Source organism: Salipiger bermudensis HTCC2601, assembly GCF_000153725.1.
In the GTDB taxonomy this organism is placed as follows: domain Bacteria; phylum Pseudomonadota; class Alphaproteobacteria; order Rhodobacterales; family Rhodobacteraceae; genus Salipiger; species Salipiger bermudensis.
In genome coordinates this window covers 930,169-950,693 of the sequence record NZ_DS022276.1, presented here as the reverse complement: position 1 = coordinate 950,693, position 20,525 = coordinate 930,169, and the positions used below count along the sequence as shown (strand labels likewise).

General features: G+C 67.8%; 19 protein-coding genes and 2 tRNA genes. 14 read left to right on the top strand and 7 right to left on the bottom strand.

Annotated elements, in window-relative coordinates; genetic code table 11:
• The 5 genes from R2601_RS04565 to R2601_RS04545 form a co-directional block, all read left to right on the top strand.
• Positions 1 to 259: FAD-dependent oxidoreductase (locus R2601_RS04565; RefSeq protein ID WP_007794237.1), on the top strand; the 259-nt coding region annotated here is incomplete at its 5' end.
• Positions 256 to 1,044, top strand: coding sequence for a DUF1365 domain-containing protein (locus tag R2601_RS04560; RefSeq protein ID WP_007794235.1), 789 nt, complete (start codon positions 256 to 258; stop codon positions 1,042 to 1,044). The genes R2601_RS04565 and R2601_RS04560, both read left to right, overlap by 4 nt.
• Positions 1,037 to 2,209 carry an SAM-dependent methyltransferase gene (locus R2601_RS04555; protein WP_007794232.1) on the top strand — a complete coding sequence of 391 codons (1,173 nt, stop codon included), beginning with the start codon at positions 1,037 to 1,039 and terminating at the stop codon, positions 2,207 to 2,209. The genes R2601_RS04560 and R2601_RS04555 overlap by 8 nt, the downstream gene beginning before the upstream one ends.
• A complete protein-coding gene (locus R2601_RS04550; RefSeq protein ID WP_040544352.1) occupies positions 2,202 to 2,945 on the top strand; it encodes an SDR family NAD(P)-dependent oxidoreductase in 744 nt (247 codons plus the stop codon). The genes R2601_RS04555 and R2601_RS04550 overlap by 8 nt, the downstream gene beginning before the upstream one ends.
• Entirely contained in the window at positions 2,942 to 3,646 is a 705-nt protein-coding gene (locus R2601_RS04545; RefSeq protein ID WP_007794224.1) for a TspO-related membrane protein, read from the top strand. Before R2601_RS04550 ends, R2601_RS04545 begins: the two co-directional genes overlap by 4 nt.
• Positions 3,647 to 3,654: 8 nt before the next feature.
• Here R2601_RS04545 and R2601_RS04540 read toward each other — a convergent pair whose 3' ends face one another.
• A complete protein-coding gene (locus R2601_RS04540; RefSeq protein ID WP_007794221.1) occupies positions 3,655 to 4,056 on the bottom strand; it encodes a DUF2177 family protein in 402 nt (133 codons plus the stop codon).
• A gap of 181 nt (positions 4,057 to 4,237) precedes the next feature.
• Between R2601_RS04540 and R2601_RS25775 the strand changes: the two genes are divergently transcribed.
• Together R2601_RS25775 and R2601_RS04535 are read left to right on the top strand one after the other, a co-directional pair.
• The gene (locus R2601_RS25775) at positions 4,238 to 4,390 is read left to right on the top strand and encodes a DUF2256 domain-containing protein (RefSeq protein ID WP_007794218.1); all 153 of its coding nucleotides are present in this window, start codon (positions 4,238 to 4,240) and stop codon (positions 4,388 to 4,390) included.
• Positions 4,387 to 5,919, top strand: a complete 1,533-nt coding sequence (locus R2601_RS04535; protein ID WP_007794216.1) for a cryptochrome/photolyase family protein — start codon at positions 4,387 to 4,389, stop codon at positions 5,917 to 5,919. Before R2601_RS25775 ends, R2601_RS04535 begins: the two co-directional genes overlap by 4 nt.
• A 21-nt stretch (positions 5,920 to 5,940) precedes the next feature.
• Here the strand turns inward: R2601_RS04535 and R2601_RS04530 are convergent, their stop codons facing one another.
• A complete protein-coding gene (locus R2601_RS04530; RefSeq protein WP_007794214.1) occupies positions 5,941 to 7,740 on the bottom strand; it encodes an ABC transporter transmembrane domain-containing protein in 1,800 nt (599 codons plus the stop codon).
• A gap of 143 nt (positions 7,741 to 7,883) precedes the next feature.
• A tRNA-Gly gene (locus R2601_RS04525) sits at positions 7,884 to 7,957 on the bottom strand.
• Positions 7,958 to 8,052: 95 nt separating this feature from the next.
• Between R2601_RS04525 and R2601_RS04520 the strand changes: the two genes are divergently transcribed.
• A complete protein-coding gene (locus R2601_RS04520) occupies positions 8,053 to 8,535 on the top strand; it encodes an NAD(P)H-dependent oxidoreductase (protein WP_007794212.1) in 483 nt (160 codons plus the stop codon).
• A 26-nt stretch (positions 8,536 to 8,561) separates the two neighbouring features.
• Here R2601_RS04520 and ggt read toward each other — a convergent pair whose 3' ends face one another.
• Positions 8,562 to 10,367, bottom strand: coding sequence for a gamma-glutamyltransferase (gene ggt / locus R2601_RS04515; protein ID WP_007794210.1), 1,806 nt, complete (start codon positions 10,365 to 10,367; stop codon positions 8,562 to 8,564).
• A 192-nt stretch (positions 10,368 to 10,559) separates the two neighbouring features.
• Here ggt and R2601_RS04510 point away from each other — a divergent pair, with 192 nt between their 5' ends.
• Together R2601_RS04510 and R2601_RS04505 are read left to right on the top strand one after the other, a co-directional pair.
• Positions 10,560 to 12,602 (top strand): ATP-dependent helicase, encoded by a 2,043-nt coding sequence (locus R2601_RS04510; protein WP_007794208.1) that lies wholly within the window; start codon positions 10,560 to 10,562, stop codon positions 12,600 to 12,602.
• Between the two features lie 125 nt (positions 12,603 to 12,727).
• Entirely contained in the window at positions 12,728 to 13,936 is a 1,209-nt protein-coding gene (locus tag R2601_RS04505; protein ID WP_040545130.1) for a lytic murein transglycosylase, read from the top strand.
• A gap of 18 nt (positions 13,937 to 13,954) precedes the next feature.
• On the opposite strand, the gene R2601_RS04500 is transcribed toward R2601_RS04505, so the two are convergent.
• From R2601_RS04500 to R2601_RS04490, 3 genes are all read right to left on the bottom strand, one after another.
• Positions 13,955 to 15,133: an acetyl-CoA C-acyltransferase family protein gene (locus tag R2601_RS04500; protein ID WP_007794202.1), complete on the bottom strand. Its 1,179-nt coding sequence runs from the start codon at positions 15,131 to 15,133 to the stop codon at positions 13,955 to 13,957.
• A 62-nt stretch (positions 15,134 to 15,195) separates the two neighbouring features.
• Entirely contained in the window at positions 15,196 to 16,557 is a 1,362-nt protein-coding gene (locus R2601_RS04495; protein ID WP_007794199.1) for a mechanosensitive ion channel family protein, read from the bottom strand.
• Between the two features lie 333 nt (positions 16,558 to 16,890).
• Positions 16,891 to 16,966 (bottom strand) — tRNA-Lys (locus tag R2601_RS04490).
• 108 nt (positions 16,967 to 17,074) lie between these two features.
• Between R2601_RS04490 and dapF the strand changes: the two genes are divergently transcribed.
• From dapF to R2601_RS04470, 4 genes are read left to right on the top strand one after another with little or no spacing between them, the layout of a single operon-like run.
• Positions 17,075 to 17,914 (top strand): diaminopimelate epimerase, encoded by an 840-nt coding sequence (gene dapF, locus R2601_RS04485; RefSeq protein ID WP_007794192.1) that lies wholly within the window; start codon positions 17,075 to 17,077, stop codon positions 17,912 to 17,914.
• Complete coding sequence (gene mtaB, locus R2601_RS04480) at positions 17,911 to 19,164, top strand: tRNA (N(6)-L-threonylcarbamoyladenosine(37)-C(2))-methylthiotransferase MtaB (RefSeq protein WP_007794189.1); 1,254 nt, start codon at positions 17,911 to 17,913, stop codon at positions 19,162 to 19,164. Before dapF ends, mtaB begins: the two co-directional genes overlap by 4 nt.
• A gap of 1 nt (position 19,165) precedes the next feature.
• A complete protein-coding gene (locus tag R2601_RS04475) occupies positions 19,166 to 19,789 on the top strand; it encodes an FMN-binding negative transcriptional regulator (RefSeq protein ID WP_040545127.1) in 624 nt (207 codons plus the stop codon).
• 39 nt (positions 19,790 to 19,828) lie between these two features.
• Positions 19,829 to 20,524 (top strand): CDP-alcohol phosphatidyltransferase family protein, encoded by a 696-nt coding sequence (locus R2601_RS04470; RefSeq protein ID WP_007794184.1) that lies wholly within the window; start codon positions 19,829 to 19,831, stop codon positions 20,522 to 20,524.
• The last annotated feature ends 1 nt before the right edge of the window (position 20,525 follow it).

Genomic DNA, 20,525 nt, shown 5'->3' with positions numbered 1-20,525 from the left:
CTGCATGACGAGGCGGTTCTGGACCACCCCGCAATTCGATGCGGCCACGCTCTCGGCGCAGGCACGCCTGTCCGAGATCCAGGGCCGGGGCGGGATCTATTATGCCGGCGCGTGGACGCGCTACGGCTTCCACGAGGACGGCGTGCTCTCGGCGCTGCGGGTGGCGCAGGCGATGGGCATCGACTGGCCGCTCGGCGCCGATCCCTGGGGCGGCAGCGCGGCGGTCGAGACGGATGGAGCGCTGGAGGCGGCGGAATGACCGATCTCTGGCATGGCGCCTTGGTGGATTGCCGGATCTGGCATGCCCGCAAGGGCGATGTCGACCGGCAGTTCCGCTATCGCGCCAGCTACCTGGCGCTGCCGGTCGACGATTTCGAGGACGGTCGGCTGCCGATCCGTCCCGACCGGCGCGGGCTCTGGTCGGTGCGGCCACGCGACTACGGCCACCGCGATGGCGCCTCCATGGTGACGTTCATCCGCGAGCAGCTCGCGCCGGTGGCGCTGGCGCATTGCGAGGTCACGGTGGTCACCATGCCGCGCTCGCCTCTCTACGGCTTCAACCCGGTGAGCTTCTGGCTGGCGCGTGACCACAAGGGCCTGCGCGCGGTGCTGGCTGAGGTGTCCAACACCTTCGGCGAGCGGCATTTCTATCTCTGCCACCACCCCGACAATCGCCCCATCTCGCGCTCGGACCGGATCACCGGGAGGAAGCTCTTCCACGTGTCGCCCTTCCTGCCGCGCGAGGGGCATTACGTCTTCCGCTTCGATGCCGGCCCGGACCGCTTCGGTGCCTGGGTCGACTGGATTGGCGAGGGCGGAGAGGTTAAGCTTCAGACCTCGATGAGCGGCCCGGCGCGGCCGCTGACCCGGCCCGCGCTGACCCGTGCCAAGTGGCGCCATGCCTTTCAGGCGCAGAAGGTGATCGCGCTGATCCATTGGCAGGCGCTGAAGCTTGTTCTCCGGGGCGTCCGCGTTATCTCGAAACCAGAACAGCTCGCGCAGCGAGGTTCGGAAGCGACAGGGGGTGCGGGGCACGATGTTTGAACGCCAGATTGAAAGCAAGCTGCTGAGTTGTCTCGACAAGGTCGAGTATGGCAGCCTCGCTCTGACCACGCCGGACGGCAAGGTTCGGCGCTTCGAGGGGCGCCAGCCGGGGCCGGCGGCGGACCTGACCATCCGCGACTGGCGCACCGTGCCGGCGGCGGCGGCCAAGGGTGATATCGGCCTGACCGAGGCCTATCGCGACGGCTGGTGCGACAGCGACGATCTCGCTGCCTTCCTGGTCTTCGGGCTGAAGAACGAGGAGGCGCTGGAGCCGTTCCTTTACGGCCACGCCTGGCAGTCGCTGCTGATCCGGGCGCTCTACCTCTTCAACCGCAACACCAAGCGCGGCTCGCGGCGCAACATCCAGGCGCATTACGATCTCGGAAACGATTTCTACAAGCTCTGGCTCGACGAGACGATGACCTATTCCTCGGCGATCTTCTCGCCCGAGGATGTCGGGACAGCCGACCCGCTGGTCGCGGGCCAGCACCGCAAGTACGACCGCATCCTCGAGGGGCTGGGCGCGGAATCGGGCCGGGTGCTCGAGATCGGCTGCGGCTGGGGCGGCTTTGCCGAGCGCGCCATGCAGCGCGGCGATTTTGCGCCCAAGGGCCTGACGCTGTCGCAGGAGCAGGCCAGCTTCGCCCGAGAGCGTCTGGGGCGCGAGGCCGAGATCGTGCTGCAGGATTACCGCGACGAATACGGGACCTTCGATCACGTGGTCTCGATCGAGATGTTCGAGGCGGTGGGGGAGCGCTACTGGCCGACCTATTTCGAGAAGGTCGCCCACGTGCTGAGCCAGAAAGGCCGGGCGATGATCCAGACCATCACCGTGGCGGACCGCTATTTCGACCGCTACCGCGCCGGCGGTGACATGATCCGCAGTTTCATCTTCCCCGGCGGCATGCTGCCCTCGCCGCCGGTTTTCGAGTCGGTCGCCGGCAAGGCCGGGCTGCGGGTCGAGGACAACCACGCTTTCGGGCTCGACTACGCGCGCACCCTGCGCGACTGGCTCGACCGCTTCGACGCCAAGGTGACCGAGGTGCGCGGCCTTGGTTTCGACGATGGCTTCATCCGGGTCTGGCGCTTCTATCTCGCCGCCTGCATCGCCTCGTTCGAGACTGGCCGCACCAACGTGCATCAATACCGGCTGGCCCATGCCTGATCGCTCCACGTCCCCCCGCATCTGGATCATGGGCGCCTCGGACGGGATCGGCGCCGAACTGGCCCGCGCCTACGCCCGACGTGGCGCGCGGCTGGTGCTCTCGGCGCGCTCGGAAGAGCCTCTGCACAAGCTCGCCGACGAGATCGGCGGCGCCGAGGTGGTGACGGCGGATGTCTCGGACCTCGAAAGCCTGCAGGCGGCGGCAGACAAGATCGCCGAGGGCGGGCTGCTCGACAGCGCGATCACGCTGGCGGCGCTCTACGATCCCGGCAAGGTGATGGAGATCGATCCCGCGTTCGCCGCCAAGATCGTCACCGTGAACCTCACCGGCACCTTCCATTTCGCCCGCGTCGCCGAGCCGCTGCTGCGCGATGGCGGCGATCTGGTGCTGACGAGCTCGGTGGCGGGCTATATCGGCCTGCCGCAGGGCCAGATCTACTCCGCTTCCAAGGCCGGGGTGATCAACCTCGTGGAAAGCCTGCGCGCCGAGCTGGCCCCGAGGGTCAACGTGCGAATGATTTCGCCGGGCTTCGTCGACACCCGGCTGACCAAGAAGAACGACTTCGATATGCCGGCGGTGATCCAGCCCGACGACGCGGCGGGACGCATCGTCAAGGGGCTCGACGGCAAGCGTTTCGAGGTGCATTTTCCGCGCCGCCTGACCCTGTCGCTGAAGCTTATGCAGACGCTGCCCTATGCGATCTCGATGCGGCTGACCCGCAAGCTGGTGCAATGAGGCGAGCGCTGGCGCCGCTGGTGCTGCTGCTGGCGATCGCCTTTGCCGTGTCGCCTGCCGTCACCGGGGGCTTTCCGGGGCTCTCGCCCACGCAGTTCCCGGTCGTGCAGTCGCGCTGGCCGGTGCAGCCGGTGGGCTGGGCGTTCTCGATCTGGGGCGCGATCTTTCTGCTGCTGATCGGCGGCGCGGCCTACGGTCTCTGGCGGCGCCGCCTCGACCCCGCGTGGCAGGCGATGCGCGGGCCCTTGGCGGTGAGCCTCGGGCTCGGCATGTTCTGGGTCGCGGCCTCGAACTGGCAGCCGGTGCTGGCCACGGTGCTGATCATCTTCATGGCCGCAGCCGCCACCGAGGCGCTTTTGCGCGCCCCGCGCGCGTGGGCCGCGCGCCTTCCCGTCGGGCTCTATGCCGGCTGGCTGACGGCCGCGGCCGGCGTTGCGATCGGGGCGAGCCTCAGCGGCTACGGCGTGCTCTCGGCGCAGGCCGCGGCGCTGGTGCTGTTGTCGCTGCTCTTGGTGATCGCGGGCTTTGTGCTGTGGCTGCGCCCCTCGGCCCTGGCCTATGCCTTCGGCGTGGGCTGGGCCTATATGGGCGTGATCGTTGCCAATCGCGAGATCTCCAACACGCCGGTCATCGCGTTGGCGGCGGCGGGCATCGCGCTGGTGGTGGCGGTCCCGCTGCTGCGGCGCGCGGGACCGGCCTGATGTTTGGCTCAGCCGTGGATCCAGCGGGTGATCATCAGCCCCGCCCAGGCCGAGCCACCGGTCAGCGCCGCGCCCCAGAGCGAATCGATGATCACCTGATTGTAGGTCCAGCCCCTGAGCGTCGCGAGGTTGGTGAACTCGTAGGTGCCGTAGCACATCAGCCCCAGCAGCGCGCCGCCGAGCAGCGCCTGCACCGGGCGACCGGCGCTCAGCGCCGGGGCCGAAACGAAATAGAGCAGGCCGACGATGTAGAAGGCGTAGAACATCGCCGCCGGGCCGAGCCGCAGCGGATCGGCGAGCATGTCGCCCACGTGACGCTCGAAGACAGGTTTGATGATCGTGGTGATGCCGATGATGTCGATCACCAGAAAGATGATCAGGGTCGAGGCGTAGAGGGTGACAAGATGCATGGGCGTTTCTCCTGCGGTTTCCCAAGGAACGAGTCGCAGGCGCGAAAAGTTGCGCGTTCGGGTGAGTGGCGCGGCAGCGCCGGAGGGAAGGATGTCGAACGGGAGGATGGCATGGCGAAAGGTCTGATCCGGGGCGTCAGCGGCGGCGCCCGTGGTTCGGTGTCTGCGGAGGGCTGAGGGCATGGCGAAGATGCGCAAGAAGGCCGACCTGCCACAGAAGATCTGCGCCAGTTGCGGGCGCCCCTTCGCGTGGCGGCGCAAATGGGCGAGGGACTGGGAGGCGGTGAAATACTGCTCCGACCGCTGCCGCAGCGAGGCGAGGGCCGGCGCATGACCGAGACGCTGCGATTCGTGCTGGGCGATCAGCTGACGCGCTCGCTCTCCGCGCTGTCGGATCTCGACCCCGAGGCCGACGTGGTGCTGATGGTCGAGGTCGGAGACGAGACGAGCTACGTGCGCCATCACCCTCAGAAGATCGCGCTGATCCTCTCGGCCATGCGCCACTTCGCCGAGGAGCTGCGCGAGAAGGGCGTGACCGTCGACTACGTCAAGCTCGACGACACCGACAACACGCACAGCTTCTCCGACGAGCTGGCCCGCGCAGTGAAGCGCCACAAGCCCAAGCGCATCGTCGCCACCGAGCCCGGCGAGTGGCGCGTCTGGGAGATGATGCGCGACTGGGAGAGCGATATGGATCTGCCGGTGGAGATCCGCGCGGATGACCGGTTCTATTGCTCACGCGACGATTTCGCCAAGCTGGTGGAGGACAACAAGACCGGTCGGATGGAGTATTTCTACCGCGAGATGCGCCGCCGGACGGGCCTCTTGATGGAGGAGGGCGAGCCGGCGGGCGGCGCGTGGAACTTCGACGAGGAGAACCGCAAGTCGCTGCCAAAGGGGCTCGAGACGCCGCATCGGATGCGGTTTCACCCCGACGCGATCACCGAAGAGGTGCTCGAACTGGTCGCCGCCCGCTTTGACAACCATTTCGGCGATCTCGAGGGCTTTGGCTGGGCCGTCACCCGCGAGGAGGCGCTGCGGGCGCTGCGGCATTTCCTGAAGGATTGCCTGCCCACCTTCGGCGACTACCAGGATGCCATGAAGACCGGCGAGGATTACCTGTTTCACGGGTTGATCTCGCCCTATCTCAATATCGGCCTGCTGACCGCCCACGAGGTCTGCGAGAAGGCGGCGCAGGCCTATGCCGATGGCGAGGCGCCGCTCAACGCGGTCGAGGGCTTCGTGCGGCAGATCCTCGGCTGGCGCGAGTTCGTGCGGGGCATCTACTGGACCGAGATGCCGGACTACGTCGAGAGCAATTTCCTCAACGCCAAGCGCGACCTGCCGGCGATGTACTGGGGCGCCGAGACCGACATGCGCTGCATGTCGGAATGCATCGGCGCGACCCGGCGCAACGCCTATGCGCACCACATCCAGCGGCTGATGGTGACCGGCAACTTCGCCCTTCTGGCCGGTGTCGAGCCGCGCCAGATCGAGCAATGGTATCTCGAGGTCTATGCAGACGCCTTCGAATGGGTCGAGCTGCCCAACGTGCATGGCATGGTGATGCACGCCGACGGAGGACGGCTTGGCTCAAAGCCCTATGCTGCCTCGGGCGCCTACATCAACCGCATGTCGGACTACTGCAAGAATTGCGAGTACAGCCTCAAGCAGAAGACCGGCAAGGAGGCCTGCCCCTTCAACTATCTCTACTGGAACTTCCTGATCGAGAACGAGGACAAGCTTGGCGACAATCACCGCATGGGGCTGATCTATGGCAGCCTGCGCAAGAAGAGCGAGGCCGAACGCGAGGAGATCACGCGCTCGGCCAAGGCCTTTCTCGATGGCGGCGACTGGCCCTGAGGGCCGCGCCGTTCAGAATCGTCACTCGGCGGCGATGCCGTCGGTGAACTGAAGCCGCGCCAGCCGGGCGTAGAGCCCGTCCTCCGCCACCAGCGCGTCGTGGCTGCCCTGCGCCACCACGCGGCCCTGATCCATGACGATGATGCGGTCGGCCTTCTTCACCGTGGCAAGGCGGTGCGCCACGATGATCGTGGTGCGGCCCTCGGCCAGCCGGTCGACGGCGGCCTGCACCGCACGTTCGCTTTCCGCGTCGAGCGCCGATGTGGCTTCGTCGAGCAGCAGCACCGGCGCGTCGCGCAGGATCGCGCGGGCGATGGCGATACGCTGCTTCTGGCCGCCCGACAGCATCACGCCGCGCTCGCCCAGGTAGGTGTCGTAGCCCTCGGGCAGGCTTGAGACGAAGCCATGCGCCGCGGCGGCCTTGGCGGCCTCCTCGATCTCGGCATCGGTCGCGTCGGGGCGGCCGAAGCGGATGTTGTCGCGCGCCGAGGCCGCGAAGATCACCGGATCCTGCGGCACCAGCGCGATATGCTTGCGGAAGGCGTCGCGCGACAGGGTGTCGAGCGCCATGCCGTCCAGTGTCACCCGGCCGGCATCGGGGTCGTAGAAACGCTGGATCAGCTGCACGATGGTGGTTTTGCCGGCGCCAGAGGGGCCGACCAGCGCCACGGTTTCGCCGGGCTGGATGGTAAGGTCGAGGTCCGCCAGCGCCGAGACGCCGGGCCGAGACGGGTAGGAGAACTGCACATGCTCGAAGCCGATCTCGCCGCGCACCGGGGTCGGCAGGGCGGCGGGCTGTGCCGGATCGGTGATCGCGTCTTCGGTGTGCAGCAGCTCCACGAGGCGCTCGGTGGCGCCGGCGGCGCGCTGCAGCTCGCCGAAGATCTCCGACAGCGCCGCCACGGCGCCGGCCACCATCACCGAGTAGATCACGAACTGCACCAGCGCGCCGGGGCTCATGTTGCCGGCGCGCACGTCCCACGCGCCCATCCAGAGCACGCCGACGATCCCGGTGAAGACGAGGAAGATCACGATGGCGGTCATCAGCGCCCGCACCCAGACCCGGCGACGGGCGGCGTCGAAGCTCTTTTCGGTGACCTCGGCAAAGGCCCCGCGCGAGATCTCTTCGTGCGTGAAGGACTGCACCGTCTGCACCGCCTGCAGCGCCTCGGCGGCGTTGCCCGAGGAGGCGGCGATCCAGTCCTGATTCTCGCGGCTGAGCTTGCGCAGGCGGCGGCCCAGCGTGAGGATCGGCACGATGACGATGGGCACCAGCAGCAGCACCAGCGCTGTGAGCTTGGCCGAGGTCAGCAGCATCAGCGCGAGGCCGCCGACGAAGATCAGCAGGTTGCGCAGCGCGATCGAGACCGAGGAGCCGATCACCGACAGGATCAGCGTGGTGTCGGTGGTGAGCCGGCTCAGCACCTCACCGGTCATGATGCGCTCGTAGAACACCGGCGAGAGGCCGATGACCCGGTCGAACACCGCCTTGCGAATGTCGGCCACCACGCGCTCGCCCAGCCGTGTCACCAGCGCGTAGCGCGCTGCGGTGCCGATGGCGAGCAGCCCGGCAAAGCCGAGCGCCGCGAGGAAGTAGCGATCGAGCAGCGCGCCGTCCTCTGCGTTGAAATTGTCGATCACCCGGCGGACCGCCATCGGCAGGGTCAGCGACACCGTCGCGGTGGCGATGAGAGCCAACGTGGCGGCGACCATCAGCGCCTTGTAGGGCGCCATGTAGGGCCATAGCGCCGCAAGCGATCCGAGCTTGCGGGATTTGTCTCGCTCCTCCGCCACGGCGGATGCGGGGTTTCCGTGAGCCATTGCTCCTCCTGTCCTGCGCCGAGCCGTTTTGCCATGAAAGGCGCAGGATTCAAGCCGCGCGTTGCCGCAGAGGGGGCAGAACCGTGGGATTCCACGGATTCGGAGGGGCTGGCTCAGCCGGAACGGGAAATCTGGGGGAGATCTGGAGCGGGCGACGGGAATCGAACCCGTATCTCTTGCTTGGAAGGCAAGGGTCTTACCATTACACAACGCCCGCTCGGCTGAGTGGCTGGATATTTCATGGGCGCCAGAGCGTCAAGCCGGGTCTCGCGGGCGGTTTCAGAAACCGGCACCACGGTCTAGGCTCAGGGCATGGAATTGCTGATCGTCTATCACAGCCGCACCGGCGGCAGCCGCCAGATGGCCGAGGCCGCATTCGAGGCCGCTCGCGAGGAATGCGACGTGCGTCTGCTGCGTGCCGAGGAGGCCGGTCCGGAGGATCTCTTGCGGGCACAGGGTTACCTGTTCTGCGCGCCCGAAAACCTCGCCGCGCTGTCCGGCGCGATGAAGGAGTTCTTCGACCTCTGCTATTACCCGGTGCTCGGGCAGATCGAGGGGCGCCCCTATGCGCAGATGGTCTGCGCCGGGTCGGATGGCGCGAACGCGGCGCGCCAGACCGCGCGCATCGCCACTGGCTGGCGACTGCGCGAGGTGCAGGAGCCGCTGATCGTCTGCACCCATGCGCAGTCGCCCGAAGCGATCCTCGCCGACAAGACCATTCCCGAGGCGGATCTGGAAAGCTGCCGCGAACTGGGCGCGGCGCTCGCGGCAGGGCTTGCCATGGGGGTGTTCTGAGCGGGGTGTTCTGAGCGGGCCGGGCGTCACTCCCCGAGCGCGATGCCCTCGCGCCGCGGATCGGCGCCGCCCTGCAAGGTCTCGCCGAGGGCGATGGCGTGCAGCCCCGAATTCAGCCCCCGCACATTGACCTCGTAGCCCAGTTCGCTCAGCGGAGCCTCGAGCTCGGCAGCGCTCGAGCCTTCCTCGAGATCGTAGGCGCCGAAGCGGTTGACCAGATGCGGCATGGCGACAGCCTGCTGCACGTCCATGGCCCAGTCGATATGCGCTATGATCGCCTGAGCCACGTAGCCGATGATGCGGCTGCCACCGGGGCTGCCGATCACCAGCGAGGGGGTGCCCTCGGACATCACGATGGTCGGCGCCATCGACGAGCGCGGGCGCTTGCCGGGCTCGATCCGGTTGGCGATGGGCACGCCGTCGCTGTGGCTGCGGAAGGAGAAGTCGGTCAGCTCGTTGTTGAGCAGGAAGCCCGCTGCCATCAGCCGCGAGCCGAAGCCGTTCTCGATGGTGGTCGTCATCGACAGGGCGTTGCCGTCGGCGTCGACGATGGAGATATGCGAGGTCGAGGGGAACTCGATGCTCTCGTCATCGGCGAGGCGCATGGCGTGGTCCCATTCGGGCGCACCGGGCGCGACCTCGGGCAGGGCATCGTCGCCCGCGAGCAGCTCGGCGCGGGAGGCAAGGTAGTCCGGCGCCACCAGCCCCGCGACCGGGACCGGCACGAAATCGGTGTCGGCCATGTAGCGGCCCCGGTCGGCAAAGGCGAGCCGCGAGGCATCGCCGATCAGCCGCCATGCCTCGGCGCTGTCGGGGCCGAGCGTGGCAAGGTCGTAGCTGTCGAGCATCCCGAGGATCTGCCCCACGGTGAGCGCCCCGGACGAGGGCGGGCCCATGCCGCAGACCTCATGCGCGCGGTAGGCGGCGCAGACAGCGGGGCGCTCTTTCACCTGATAAAGTGCCAGATCTGCGGTCGAAAGCCGGCCCGGGTTGCCCTCCGCGCCCCGCACGGTGGCAACGATCTCCTCGGCGATGGCGCCTGTGTAGAAGGCCCGCGAGCCGCCCTCGGCGATCAGGCGAAGGGTTTCCGCGTAGTCGGGATTGGTGAGCCTGTCGCCTGCGGCGATGGCAGCGCCCTCGGGGAAGAAATAGCCGGCGGTGTCGGGGAAGCGTTGCAGCCGCTCGGAATCGCCCGCGACGAGCTCTGCCAGCCGGGGCGAGACGGTGAACCCGTCCTCGGCCAGCTTGATGGCCTCGTCAAAGAGACCCGGCCAGTTGGCGCGGCCCCAGCGGCGATGCGCCTCCTCCATCAGTTTCGGGGTGCCCGGCGTGCCCACCGAGAGCCCGCCGACCACGGCGTCGAAAAAGCTCAGCGGCTCGCCGGCCTCGTCCTGAAACTGGCGCGGGTCGGCGGCGAGCGGCGCGGTTTCGCGCCCGTCGAGCGTGGTCAGCTCGCCGCTTTCGGCATCGTACCAGACGAGGAAGGCGCCCCCGCCGAGGCCGGAGGATTGCGGCTCGACCAGCCCCAGCACCGCCTGCACCGCGACCATGGCATCAGCGGCGCTGCCGCCCTCGCGCAGAACCCGCGCGCCGGCCTCGACCGCCAGCGGGTTGGCCGCGGCGATCATCCAGTCCTCGGCCTCGGTGGGCGTGCCTGCCCCCTTGGCCTCGAGCGCCGCGCGGCTGGCCTCGGAGACCCCGGCAAAGACGTCGACGCTCTCGGTGGCGGCTTCGGGGGCGACCGCATCCGCCGCCTCCCGCGCGAGGGCCTCCTGTACGACGAGCGGCGTGGCGCTCAGGGCGGCGGCCAGAAACAGGCTGTATCGCAACATGGTTGGTCTCCCTCGGCATGGCGGTGTTCGGAGGGAGCCTAGCAGCGGCTGCGGTGGCGGTCACCCGTTGTGGTTGCGAAGATCCTTAAGCGATGGGTGTCGGGCGGAATTATTGAAGTTCCCTTTATGTTCCTGCCGCGGTATGCTCGGCCAAACAGTGAACGCCCCGGGACTCAACAAGGGGAGAGGCGCATGGCAGAGGCAGGATATCTCGACAAACTGAACGACAACCAGCGCGCCGCGGTCGAATTCGGCGTCGTCCGCGATGCCGTGGCGCCGCCGCTTCTGGTGATCGCCGGGGCGGGCTCGGGCAAGACCAACACGCTGGCGCACCGGGTGGCGCATCTGCTGGTCAACGGGGCCGATCCGCAGCGCATCCTGCTGATGACCTTCTCGCGCCGCGCCGCGACCGAGCTGACCCGCCGGGTGGCGCGGATCACCGAGCAGGCGATGGGCCGCGGCGTGGCCGCCGAGGCGCTGACATGGGCCGGCACGTTCCACGGCATCGGCGCCCGCATCCTGCGCGAGCATGCGCTGGCCATCGGCCTGCATCCCGAGTTCTCGATCCACGACCGCGAGGACAGCGCCGATCTGATGAACCTCTGCCGCAACGCACTGGGCTTCTCGCAGGTCAAGGCGCGGTTTCCGGCCAAGGGCACCTGCCTCGCAATCTATTCCCGCGCGGTGAATTCCGGCGATCCGCTCGACGAGGTGCTGCGCGATCATTTCCCGTGGTGCAGCCCGTGGCAGGCCGAGCTCAAGCAGCTCTTCGGCGCCTATGTCAGTGCCAAGCAGGCGCAGAACGTGCTGGACTATGACGACCTGCTCTTGGCCTGGGCGCAGGTGATGTCGGACGAGGGCTTTGCCGCCCATATCGGCGGGGCTTGGGATCACTTGCTGATCGACGAGTACCAGGACACCAACCGCCTTCAGGCGCGCATCCTAATGGCGCTGAAGCCCGACGGGCGCGGGCTCACGGTGGTCGGCGACGACGCGCAGTCGATCTATGCCTTTCGCGCCGCCACGGTGCGCAACATCCTCGACTTCCCGACCGGCTTCCAGCCGCCCGCGGATGTCATCACGCTGGACCGCAACTACCGCTCCACCCAGCCGATTCTCGAGGCCGCGAATGCGGTGATCGGGCAGGCGAGGGAGCGCTATACCAAGGATCTGTGGACCGAGCGCGCCTCGACCGAGAAGCCGCGCCTCGTGACGGTGGCGACCGAGGGCGATCAGGCGCGCTATTTCGTCGACCGCATCCTTGAGGACCGCGAGACCGGGACCAAGCTCAAGGAGCAGGCGGTGCTGTTCCGCACCTCCTCCCACTCGGTGCAGCTCGAGGCCGAGCTGACCCGGCGCAACGTGCCTTACGTCAAGTTCGGCGGACTCAAGTTCCTCGATAGCGCGCATGTGAAGGACTTGCTGGCCTTCTTGCGGCTGGTGCGCAACCCGCGCGACCGGGTGGCGGGATTTCGGGTGCTGCAGCTCATTCCCGGCATCGGGCCGAAGGCGGCGGGGCAGGTGCTCGACGCGCTCGATCTTGCCCCCGATCCGCTGGCCGCGCTTGAGGATGTGGCCGCGCCGCCGCGCGCCGGGGCCGACTGGCCGGGCTTTGTCGAGGCGATGCGCAGCAAGGCGGACTGGCCGGCGGCGCTGGGCCATGCGCGGGCGTGGTACGAGCCGCATCTCGAGCGGATGCACGAGGATGCCGAGGCGCGCCGCGCCGATCTCATGCAGCTCGAGCAGATCGCCACCGGCTACCCCAATGCCGAGGCCTTCCTGACTGAGCTGACCCTCGATCCGCCCGACGCCACCAGCGACAAGTCGGGCGTGCCACTGAAGGACGAGGATTACCTGATCCTGTCGACCATCCATTCCGCCAAGGGGCAGGAGTGGAAATCGGTCTACCTGCTCAACGCGGTGGATGGCTGCATCCCTTCGGATCTCGGCACCGGCTCGACCCACGAGCTCGAGGAGGAGAGGCGGCTGCTCTACGTCGCCATGACGCGGGCCAAGGATCACCTCACGCTTGGCGTGCCGCTGCGCTTCTACGTCACCAGCCAGACCCGCAACGGCGACCGGCATGTCTACGCCATGCGCACCCGTTTCATCGAGAAGGCGATGCTCGACCGCTTCGAGACCCTGCACTGGGCGCCGCCCGTCGGGCAGGGCGCCCCGCGCCCGGCGCCGGGCCAGATCGACGTGGCGGCGAAGATGCGCCAGATGTGGGGCTAGCCTGCCGCTTTCGCTTTAGGTCGGCGTGAACCGGTGTAGGCTGCGGGGCAACGCCCATTTTCCACGCCCCTGACCGGAGTATCGCCACAGTGTTCCACCGCCTTCGCCTGCTTGTCCTGACCCTGATGCTTGCTCTTGGCATGCCCGCCGTGGCGCAGGACCGCGCTGCGGTCGAGCGCCAGTTCCGCGACTGGCTCGAGCAGACGGTCTGGCCGCGCGCCCGCTCGGAGGGCGTTTCACGTGGCACGTTCGAGGCGGCGTTCTCGGGCGTGGCGCTGGACTGGGATCTGCCGGACCTCGTGCCGCCGGGGAGTGCGGCGCAGACACCTAAGCGGCAGCGGCAGGCCGAGTTCGGCGCGCCGGCCAAGTATTTCTCGCGCGGCTCGCTCGATGGCGCCACCTCGGTCGGACGGCGCATGGCGCGGCAGCACGCGCAGTCGCTGGCGGCAGTGGAGCGTGCCACCGGAGTGCCCGGGCGCATCATCCTCGGCGTCTGGGGGCGCGAGAGCGGTTACGGGCAGGTGGCGATCCGCCACGATGCCTTCCGGGTGCTCGGCACCAAGGGCTTCATGAGCACGCGCGCCGACTATTTCACCGACGAGCTGGTGGCGGCGCTGCGCATCGCCGAGGCAGGTCATGTCGATCCGCGCAGCATGAAGAGCAGCTGGGCGGGCGCACTGGGCCAGCCGCAATTCATGCCGTCGAACTTCCTGAGCTACGCCGCCGACGGCAATGGCGACGGGCAGGCCGATATCTGGACCTCCGAGGCCGACACCATCGCCTCGATCGGCACCTACCTTGCCCGCCACGGCTGGCAGGCGGGGCGCGACTGGGGCTTCGAGGTGCGGGTGCCGGCCTCGGTTTCCTGCACTCTGGAAGGGCCCGATCAGGGCCGGCGCATCGCGGACTGGGCGGCGATGGGCATCACACGGGTCTCGGGCAAGGCCTTCCCCGAGCATGAGGCCCGCGGCGAGGGCTTTCTGCTGATGCCAGCGGGCCGGCACGGGCCGGCCTTCATCGTGACGCCGAATTTCTACGTGCTGAAGGATTACAACATGAGCGATCTCTACGCGCTCTTTGTCGGCCATGTGGGCGACCGCATCGAGTATGGCATGGGCGATTTCGAGGCCCGCTGGGGCGATGTCGGTCGGCTTTACCGCTCGGATATCGCGGTGATGCAACGAGCGCTCGAGGCGCGGGGCCATGACGTGGGCGGCGCGGACGGGTTGCCGGGCTTCAAGACCCGGCGCTCCATCGGGCGGTGGCAGGAGGCCAATGGCCGCCCCGCCACCTGTTTCCCAGAGCGTGCGATGAAATCGGCGTTGGGCGGCTGAGCCGCCCGGGTGCCTTGGTCAGAGACGCTCGATCGCCAGCGCGATGCCCTGACCGCCGCCGATGCACATGGTGACGAGGGCACGCTTGCCGCCGATGCGCTCGAGCTCGTAGAGCGCCTTGACGGTGATGATCGCGCCGGTGGCCCCGACCGGGTGGCCAAGCGCGATGGCGCCGCCATTGCGGTTCACCTTGGCCGGATCGAGGCCGAGCTCGTTGTTCACCGCCAGAGCCTGCGCGGCAAACGCCTCGTTCGATTCGATCACGTCGAAGTCCCCGGCGCCGAGCCCGGTGCGCTCGAACAGGGCGCGCACGGCGGGGATCGGGCCGACGCCCATCACCTCGGGGCGCACGCCGGAATGCGCGTAGCCAAGGATGCGGGCGCGGGGCGTCAGCCCGGCCGCCTCGGCGGCGGAGGCGCGGGCCAGCACAAGTGCCGCGGCGCCGTCATTGATGCCGCTGGCATTGCCGGCGGTCACGGTGCCGTCCTTCTCGAAGGCGGGGCGGAGGCCGGCGAGGGTCTCGGCGGTGGTCTCCTTCGGGTGCTCGTCGGTGTCGAACACCACGGTGCCCCTGCGCGAGGCGATCTCGACCGGGACGATCTGGTCCTTGAAGCGCCCCTCCGAGATCGCGCGGGCGGTGCGCGACTGGCTCTCGGCGGCGAAGGCGTCCTGCGCCTCGCGGCTGATGCCGTGCTCGCGCGCGACGTTCTCGGCGGTAACGCCCATGTGGCCGGTGCCGAATGGGCAGTTCAGCGCCCCAATCATCATGTCGACGGTGCGGATGTCGCCCATCTTCTTGCCCCAGCGCTGGTCGGGGTTGATGAAGGGCGCGCGCGACATGCACTCGGCGCCGCCCGCGAGCGCGAAATCGGCATCGCCCAGCATCAGCGACTGGGTGGCCGAGATGATCGCCTGCACGCCGGAGCCGCAGAGCCGGTTGACGTTCATCGCCGGGACCGTCTCGGGGGTGCCCGCCCGCATCGCGGCGACGCGGCTGAGATACATGTCGCGCGGCTCGGTGTTGATGATGTGGCCGAACACCACCTGGCCGATCTGGCCGCCCTCGACGCCGGCGCGCTCCAGCGCCGCCTTCGCCGCCGTGGTGCCAAGCTCGATCGGCGGCACCGCCGCGAGGGCACCGCCGAAGGTGCCGATTGCGGTGCGCGCGCCGCTCAGGATGACGATATCGTCTGACATGGGGACCTCCTCAGATCTCGGGTTGCGCGGAAGATGACGCGACGGGCGGCGCTTGTCAGCCGCTACGTCCCGTCACCGGGCGGCGACGGGCGGTCCGCCATCGGCGGCAGGGTCTCGTTGACCACGCGCACCTCACGCTGCGGGAACGGGATCGAGATGCCGTTTGCCTTGAACGCGTCCCAGAGCGCCAGATAGACGTTGCCGCGGATATTGGTGAGGCCGCCTGTCGGATCGGAGATCCAGAACCGCAGGATGTAATCGACCGAGCTGTCTCCGAAGCCGACGATGTGGCAGACGGGCGGGCGATCGCTCAGCACCCGGGTGACCGAGAGCGCCGCCTCGACGGCAATGCGGCGCACGAGGTGGGGATCGTCGCCGTAGGAGGTGCCGAAGAAGATGTCGAGCCGGACGAACTCGTTGGAATGTGACCAGTTCACCACTTGCCCGGTGATCAGGTCCTCGTTGGGGATCAGGTATTCCTTGCCGTCGCGCGTGGTGATCGAGACGTAGCGCGCGCCAAGCGCGTTGATCCAGCCGAAGGTGTCGTTCAGCGAGATCACGTCGCCGGGCTTTACCGACTTGTCGAGCAGGATGATGATGCCGCTGACAAGGTTCGAGACCACCTTCTGCAGGCCGAAGCCGAGGCCCACGCCGATGGCCCCCGACAGGAACGCAAGGCCGGTGAAATCCACGCCCACCAGCTTCAGCGCGACGAAGAAGGCCGCACCATAAAGCGAGACCTGCAGGAACTTGACCGCGAGCACCTGCATCGAGGGGCTGAGATTGCCGTTGCGCCGGATGCTGGCGGCGCTGGTGCCCGAAACGAAGCGCGCCAGGGCAACCAGCACCGCAAGCACCAGCAGCCCCTGCAGGATGAGCCAGACCGAAAGCCGGCTCTCCCCGAGTTCGATGGCGACGTTGTCGAGCACCGCCACGGTTTCTTCGCTCAGGCCGAGGATCCAGATCGTCACCCAGATCCACGCGCCATAGCGCAAGAGGCTGCGCAGCGCCGGGTTGCGGATCAGCCGCGTTCCCAGCGCGATGCCGAGCCATGCGCTGGCGAGTTTCGCAATGACGATCAGGAGGTAAGAGCGCGACGGCCAGGTGACCTGTTGCATGATGCCGATCACGTGCCAGATCAGGATCACGAAGAAGATCATTCGCAATCGGCGCTGCAGCACCAGCAACATCCGCAGCCGCCACGTCGGCCAGCCTTCGCGCGAGCGCATCCACTCGCGCATCCTCGGGCTCACGACCTGCGCGATGAGGTGGGCGATGAGGAACAGCGTCAGCGCAATGCCGATCTGGTAGAAGTTCCACGGCCGCACGAACGTGGTGAAAAAGCTCTCGGCCTGCGCAAGCGCCTCGAGCGCGGTGCTTTGCAGGGTATCGAGCGGGGCCTGCCCGACCTGCGCCGGGATCATCTGTGCAACCTCGTCATCACGGGTGACAGAGTTGCACCGGCGGAGCGGCGGGGCAAGCGTCTCGCGGTCACCGCTGGGCGAGAAGCGTCAGGGCGGTGGTCGAATCGCCATGCGGCACAGCCATCAGCGCAAGGATGCCGAGCGCCGCGATCAGCGTCAGGGTGAGGGCGTTGAGAGGATCCTTCATGGCGTGTCTCCGTGGCTGCGCAGACATACGCGCAAGCCGCTGTCGGGGTTCCATGCGCCGGAGCGGCGTCACTCTGTCGGGAGAGCATCCGACATCGCGAGATCACGCTCCCGAAAGGAACGATCAGTCTCACGATGTTGGTGCAGTGGTGAGCCGTGCAGGATTCGAACCTGCGACCCACTGATTAAAAGTCAGTTGCTCTACCAACTGAGCTAACGGCCCACTGTGGGGCGGCTTCTAGAAATTACCGGGGGTGGGGTCAAGCACATTTTTACAGTTTTCTGACAGGAAATTTTCGCGGCTCTGGAAAGGGTCCTGCAACGCGCGTATATGCGCGCCATGGAACACACGCGCGAACCCCTGTCCTTCATGAAGATGCACGGCCTCGGCAACGATTTTGTCGTGCTCGACGGGCGTGCGCGCCGCATCACCGTGACCCCGGGTCTGGCCCGCGCCATCGCCGATCGTCATCGCGGCGTGGGCTTCGACCAGTTGGCGCTGATCGAGACGGGCGAGGGGGATGCGCGGTTGACCTTCTACAACGCCGACGGCTCGACCGCCGGCGCCTGCGGCAACGCCACCCGCTGCATCGCGCGGTTCCTCATGGACGAGAGCGGCAAGGACCGGCTCACCCTCGTGACCGAGCGCGGCAAGCTTTTTGCGCAGGATGCGGGCGACGGGCTGACCTCGGTCAATATGGGCCACCCGCAGCTTGACTGGCAGGACATCCCGCTGGCCTCCGAGATGGACACGCTTGCGCTGCCGATCGAGGGCACGCCGGTGGCCACAGGCATGGGCAACCCGCACTGCACCTTCTTTGTCGAGAATGCCGAGGCCATCGATCTCGAGGCCTTCGGGCCGCGATTCGAGCATCACCCGCTATATCCGCAGCGCACCAATGTGCAGGTGGCGAGCCTGATCGGCCCCGATCACCTGCGCATGCGGGTCTGGGAGCGCGGCGTCGGCGTGACGCTGTCCTCGGGCTCGTCCTCCTGCGCCACCGCGGTGGCGGCGGCGCGGCGCGGTCTCACGGGCCGCAAGGTGACGCTCGAGCTCGATGGCGGGACGTTGCAGATCGACTGGCGCGACGATGGCGTCTGGATGACCGGCGCCACGGCGCATGTGTTCGACGGCAGCTTCGGCCCTGCCTGGCTGGAGGCGGCCCGATGAGCGCACCAAAGTTCACCACGCTGGGCTGCCGGCTCAATGCCTACGAGACCGAGGCGATGAAGGCGCTGGCCGAAGAGGCCGGCGTCGGCGACGCGGTGGTGGTCAACACCTGCGCCGTCACCGCCGAGGCGGTGCGCAAGGCGCGGCAGGAGATTCGCCGCCTGCGCCGCGAGAATCCCGAGGCCCGCGTCATCGTCACCGGCTGTGCCGCGCAGATCGACCCGGACAGTTTCGCCGCGATGGACGAGGTCGACGCGGTGATCGGCAATTCCGAGAAGATGTCGCCCGACACCTGGGCGGGGCTGTCCAACGGCTTCATCGGCGAGACCGAGAAGGTGCAGGTCAACGACATCATGTCGGTGACCGAGACCGCCGGCCACCTGATCGACGGCTTCGGCACCCGCTCGCGCGCCTATGTGCAGGTGCAGAACGGCTGCGATCACCGCTGCACCTTCTGCATCATTCCCTATGGCCGGGGCAATTCGCGCTCTGTCCCTGCGGGCGTGGTCGTCGACCAGATCAAGCGCCTGGTGCAGAAGGGTTACAACGAGGTGGTTCTGACCGGAGTCGACCTGACCTCCTGGGGCGCCGACCTGCCGGGTACGCCGCGCCTGGGCGATCTGGTGATGCGCATCCTGCGGCTGACCGATGTGCCGCGCCTGCGCATCAGCTCGATCGACAGCATCGAGGCGGACGACAACCTGATGCTCGCCATCGCCTCCGAGCCGCGCCTCATGCCGCATCTGCATCTCAGCCTGCAGCACGGCGACGACCTGATTCTCAAGCGCATGAAGCGCCGGCACCTGCGCGACGATGCCATCCGCTTCACCGAAGAGGCGCGTCGCCTGCGGGCCGACATCACCTTCGGCGCCGACATCATCGCCGGTTTTCCGACCGAGACCGAGGCGCATTTCGAGAACTCGCTGAAGCTGGTCGAGGAGTGCAGCCTGACCTGGCTGCACGTCTTCCCATATTCCTCGCGCCCGGGCACGCCTGCGGCGAAGATTCCCAGCAAGGTCGACGGCAATACCATCAAGGCCCGCGCCGCCCGCCTGCGCGCCGCCGGCGAGGCCGCGGTGTCGCGTCATCTCGCGGCGCAGCAGGGCGTGACACATCGGATCCTGATGGAAAACCCGACCATGGGGCGCACCGAGCAGTTCACGGAAGTCGACCTCTCGACCCCGCAGACCGAGGGCGCCATCGTCACCGCGACGATCACCGGCCAGCATGGCCAGCGGCTCGTGGCCTGAGATGCACCCGAATCCGACCTTTCGCGGCACGACCCGCGACGAGAGCCTCAGCTTTGCGCGGCAGCGCGCCTTCGGCACGCTGGCGGTCTCAAGCGAGGGCGCGCCGCTGCTGTCGCACGTGCCCTTCCTGCTCTCCGAGGATGGCGGATACGCGGACTTGCACCTCGTGCGCTCGAACCCGATCTCGCGAGCGGCCAGGGGTGGCCTGCCGGCCCGGATCGCGGTGAGCGGCGCGGATGGCTATGTGTCGCCCGACTGGTACGGTCTCGGCCCCGACCAGGTGCCGACCTGGAACTACGTGGCGGTGCACCTGACGGGCCGGCTCCTGCCGCTGCCTCAGGACGCGCTCGAGCCACTGCTGGAGGCGCAGTCGGCCTTCTTCGAGGCGCGGTTGCCCAAGGTGCCGTGGACGATGGAGAAGATGACCGAGGAGACGCGGGCCAAGCTCCTGCGCATGATCCTGCCCTTCCGGTTTGAGGTCGAGCGCGTCGACAGCACCTGGAAGCTCGGCCAGAACAAGATCGAGACCGCGCGGCGCGCCGCGGCCGAGGCGGTGGGCGGTGGCATCGGCCAGGAGCTCGATGCGCTGGCGCAGCTGATGCGTGTGCCGCCCGCAAGCGACTGAGCGTTTGCGATTGCCGGTCACATGCGGCATGACAGGCGCATGAAAATCGCCTCCAAAGCCCTGCTCACCCATATGCTCACCGCGACCGGGGCCGTCTTTGCCATGCTGGCCTTGCTGGCCGCGGCGCAGGAGGACTGGTCGGTCATGTTCCTGTGGCTGGTGGTGGCGTTCTTCGTCGACGGCATCGACGGCCCGCTGGCGCGCAAATACGACGTCAAGACAAACGCGCCGCGCTTCGACGGCGTGCTGCTCGACCTGATCATCGACTACCTAACCTATGTCTTCATCCCGGCCTTCGCGCTGTTCCAGTCCGGGCTGATGCCGGGCTGGACCGGCTGGTTCGCGATCATCATGATCACCTATTCCAGCGCGCTCTACTTCGCCGACAGCCGAATGAAAACCGAGGACAACTCGTTCCACGGCTTCCCGGGCTGCTGGAACATGCTGGTGCTGGTGCTTTTCGCGATCGAGCCGGCGCTCTGGGTGATGCTGGTGCTCGTGGTGCTGCTGGCGGTGGCCATGTTCCTGCCGCTGAAATTCATCCACCCGGTGCGCACCAAGCGCTGGCGCAGCGTCTCCCTACCGATTGCACTGGCCTGGACCGGCTTTGCCGGCTGGGCCGCCTGGGTCGATTTCCACCCCGAAAGCTGGGCCCACTGGGGCCTTGTCGCCACCTCGATCTACCTGATCTTCGTGGGCATCGTTCAGCAGGTGATCCCGCAGCGCGGCAGCTGAC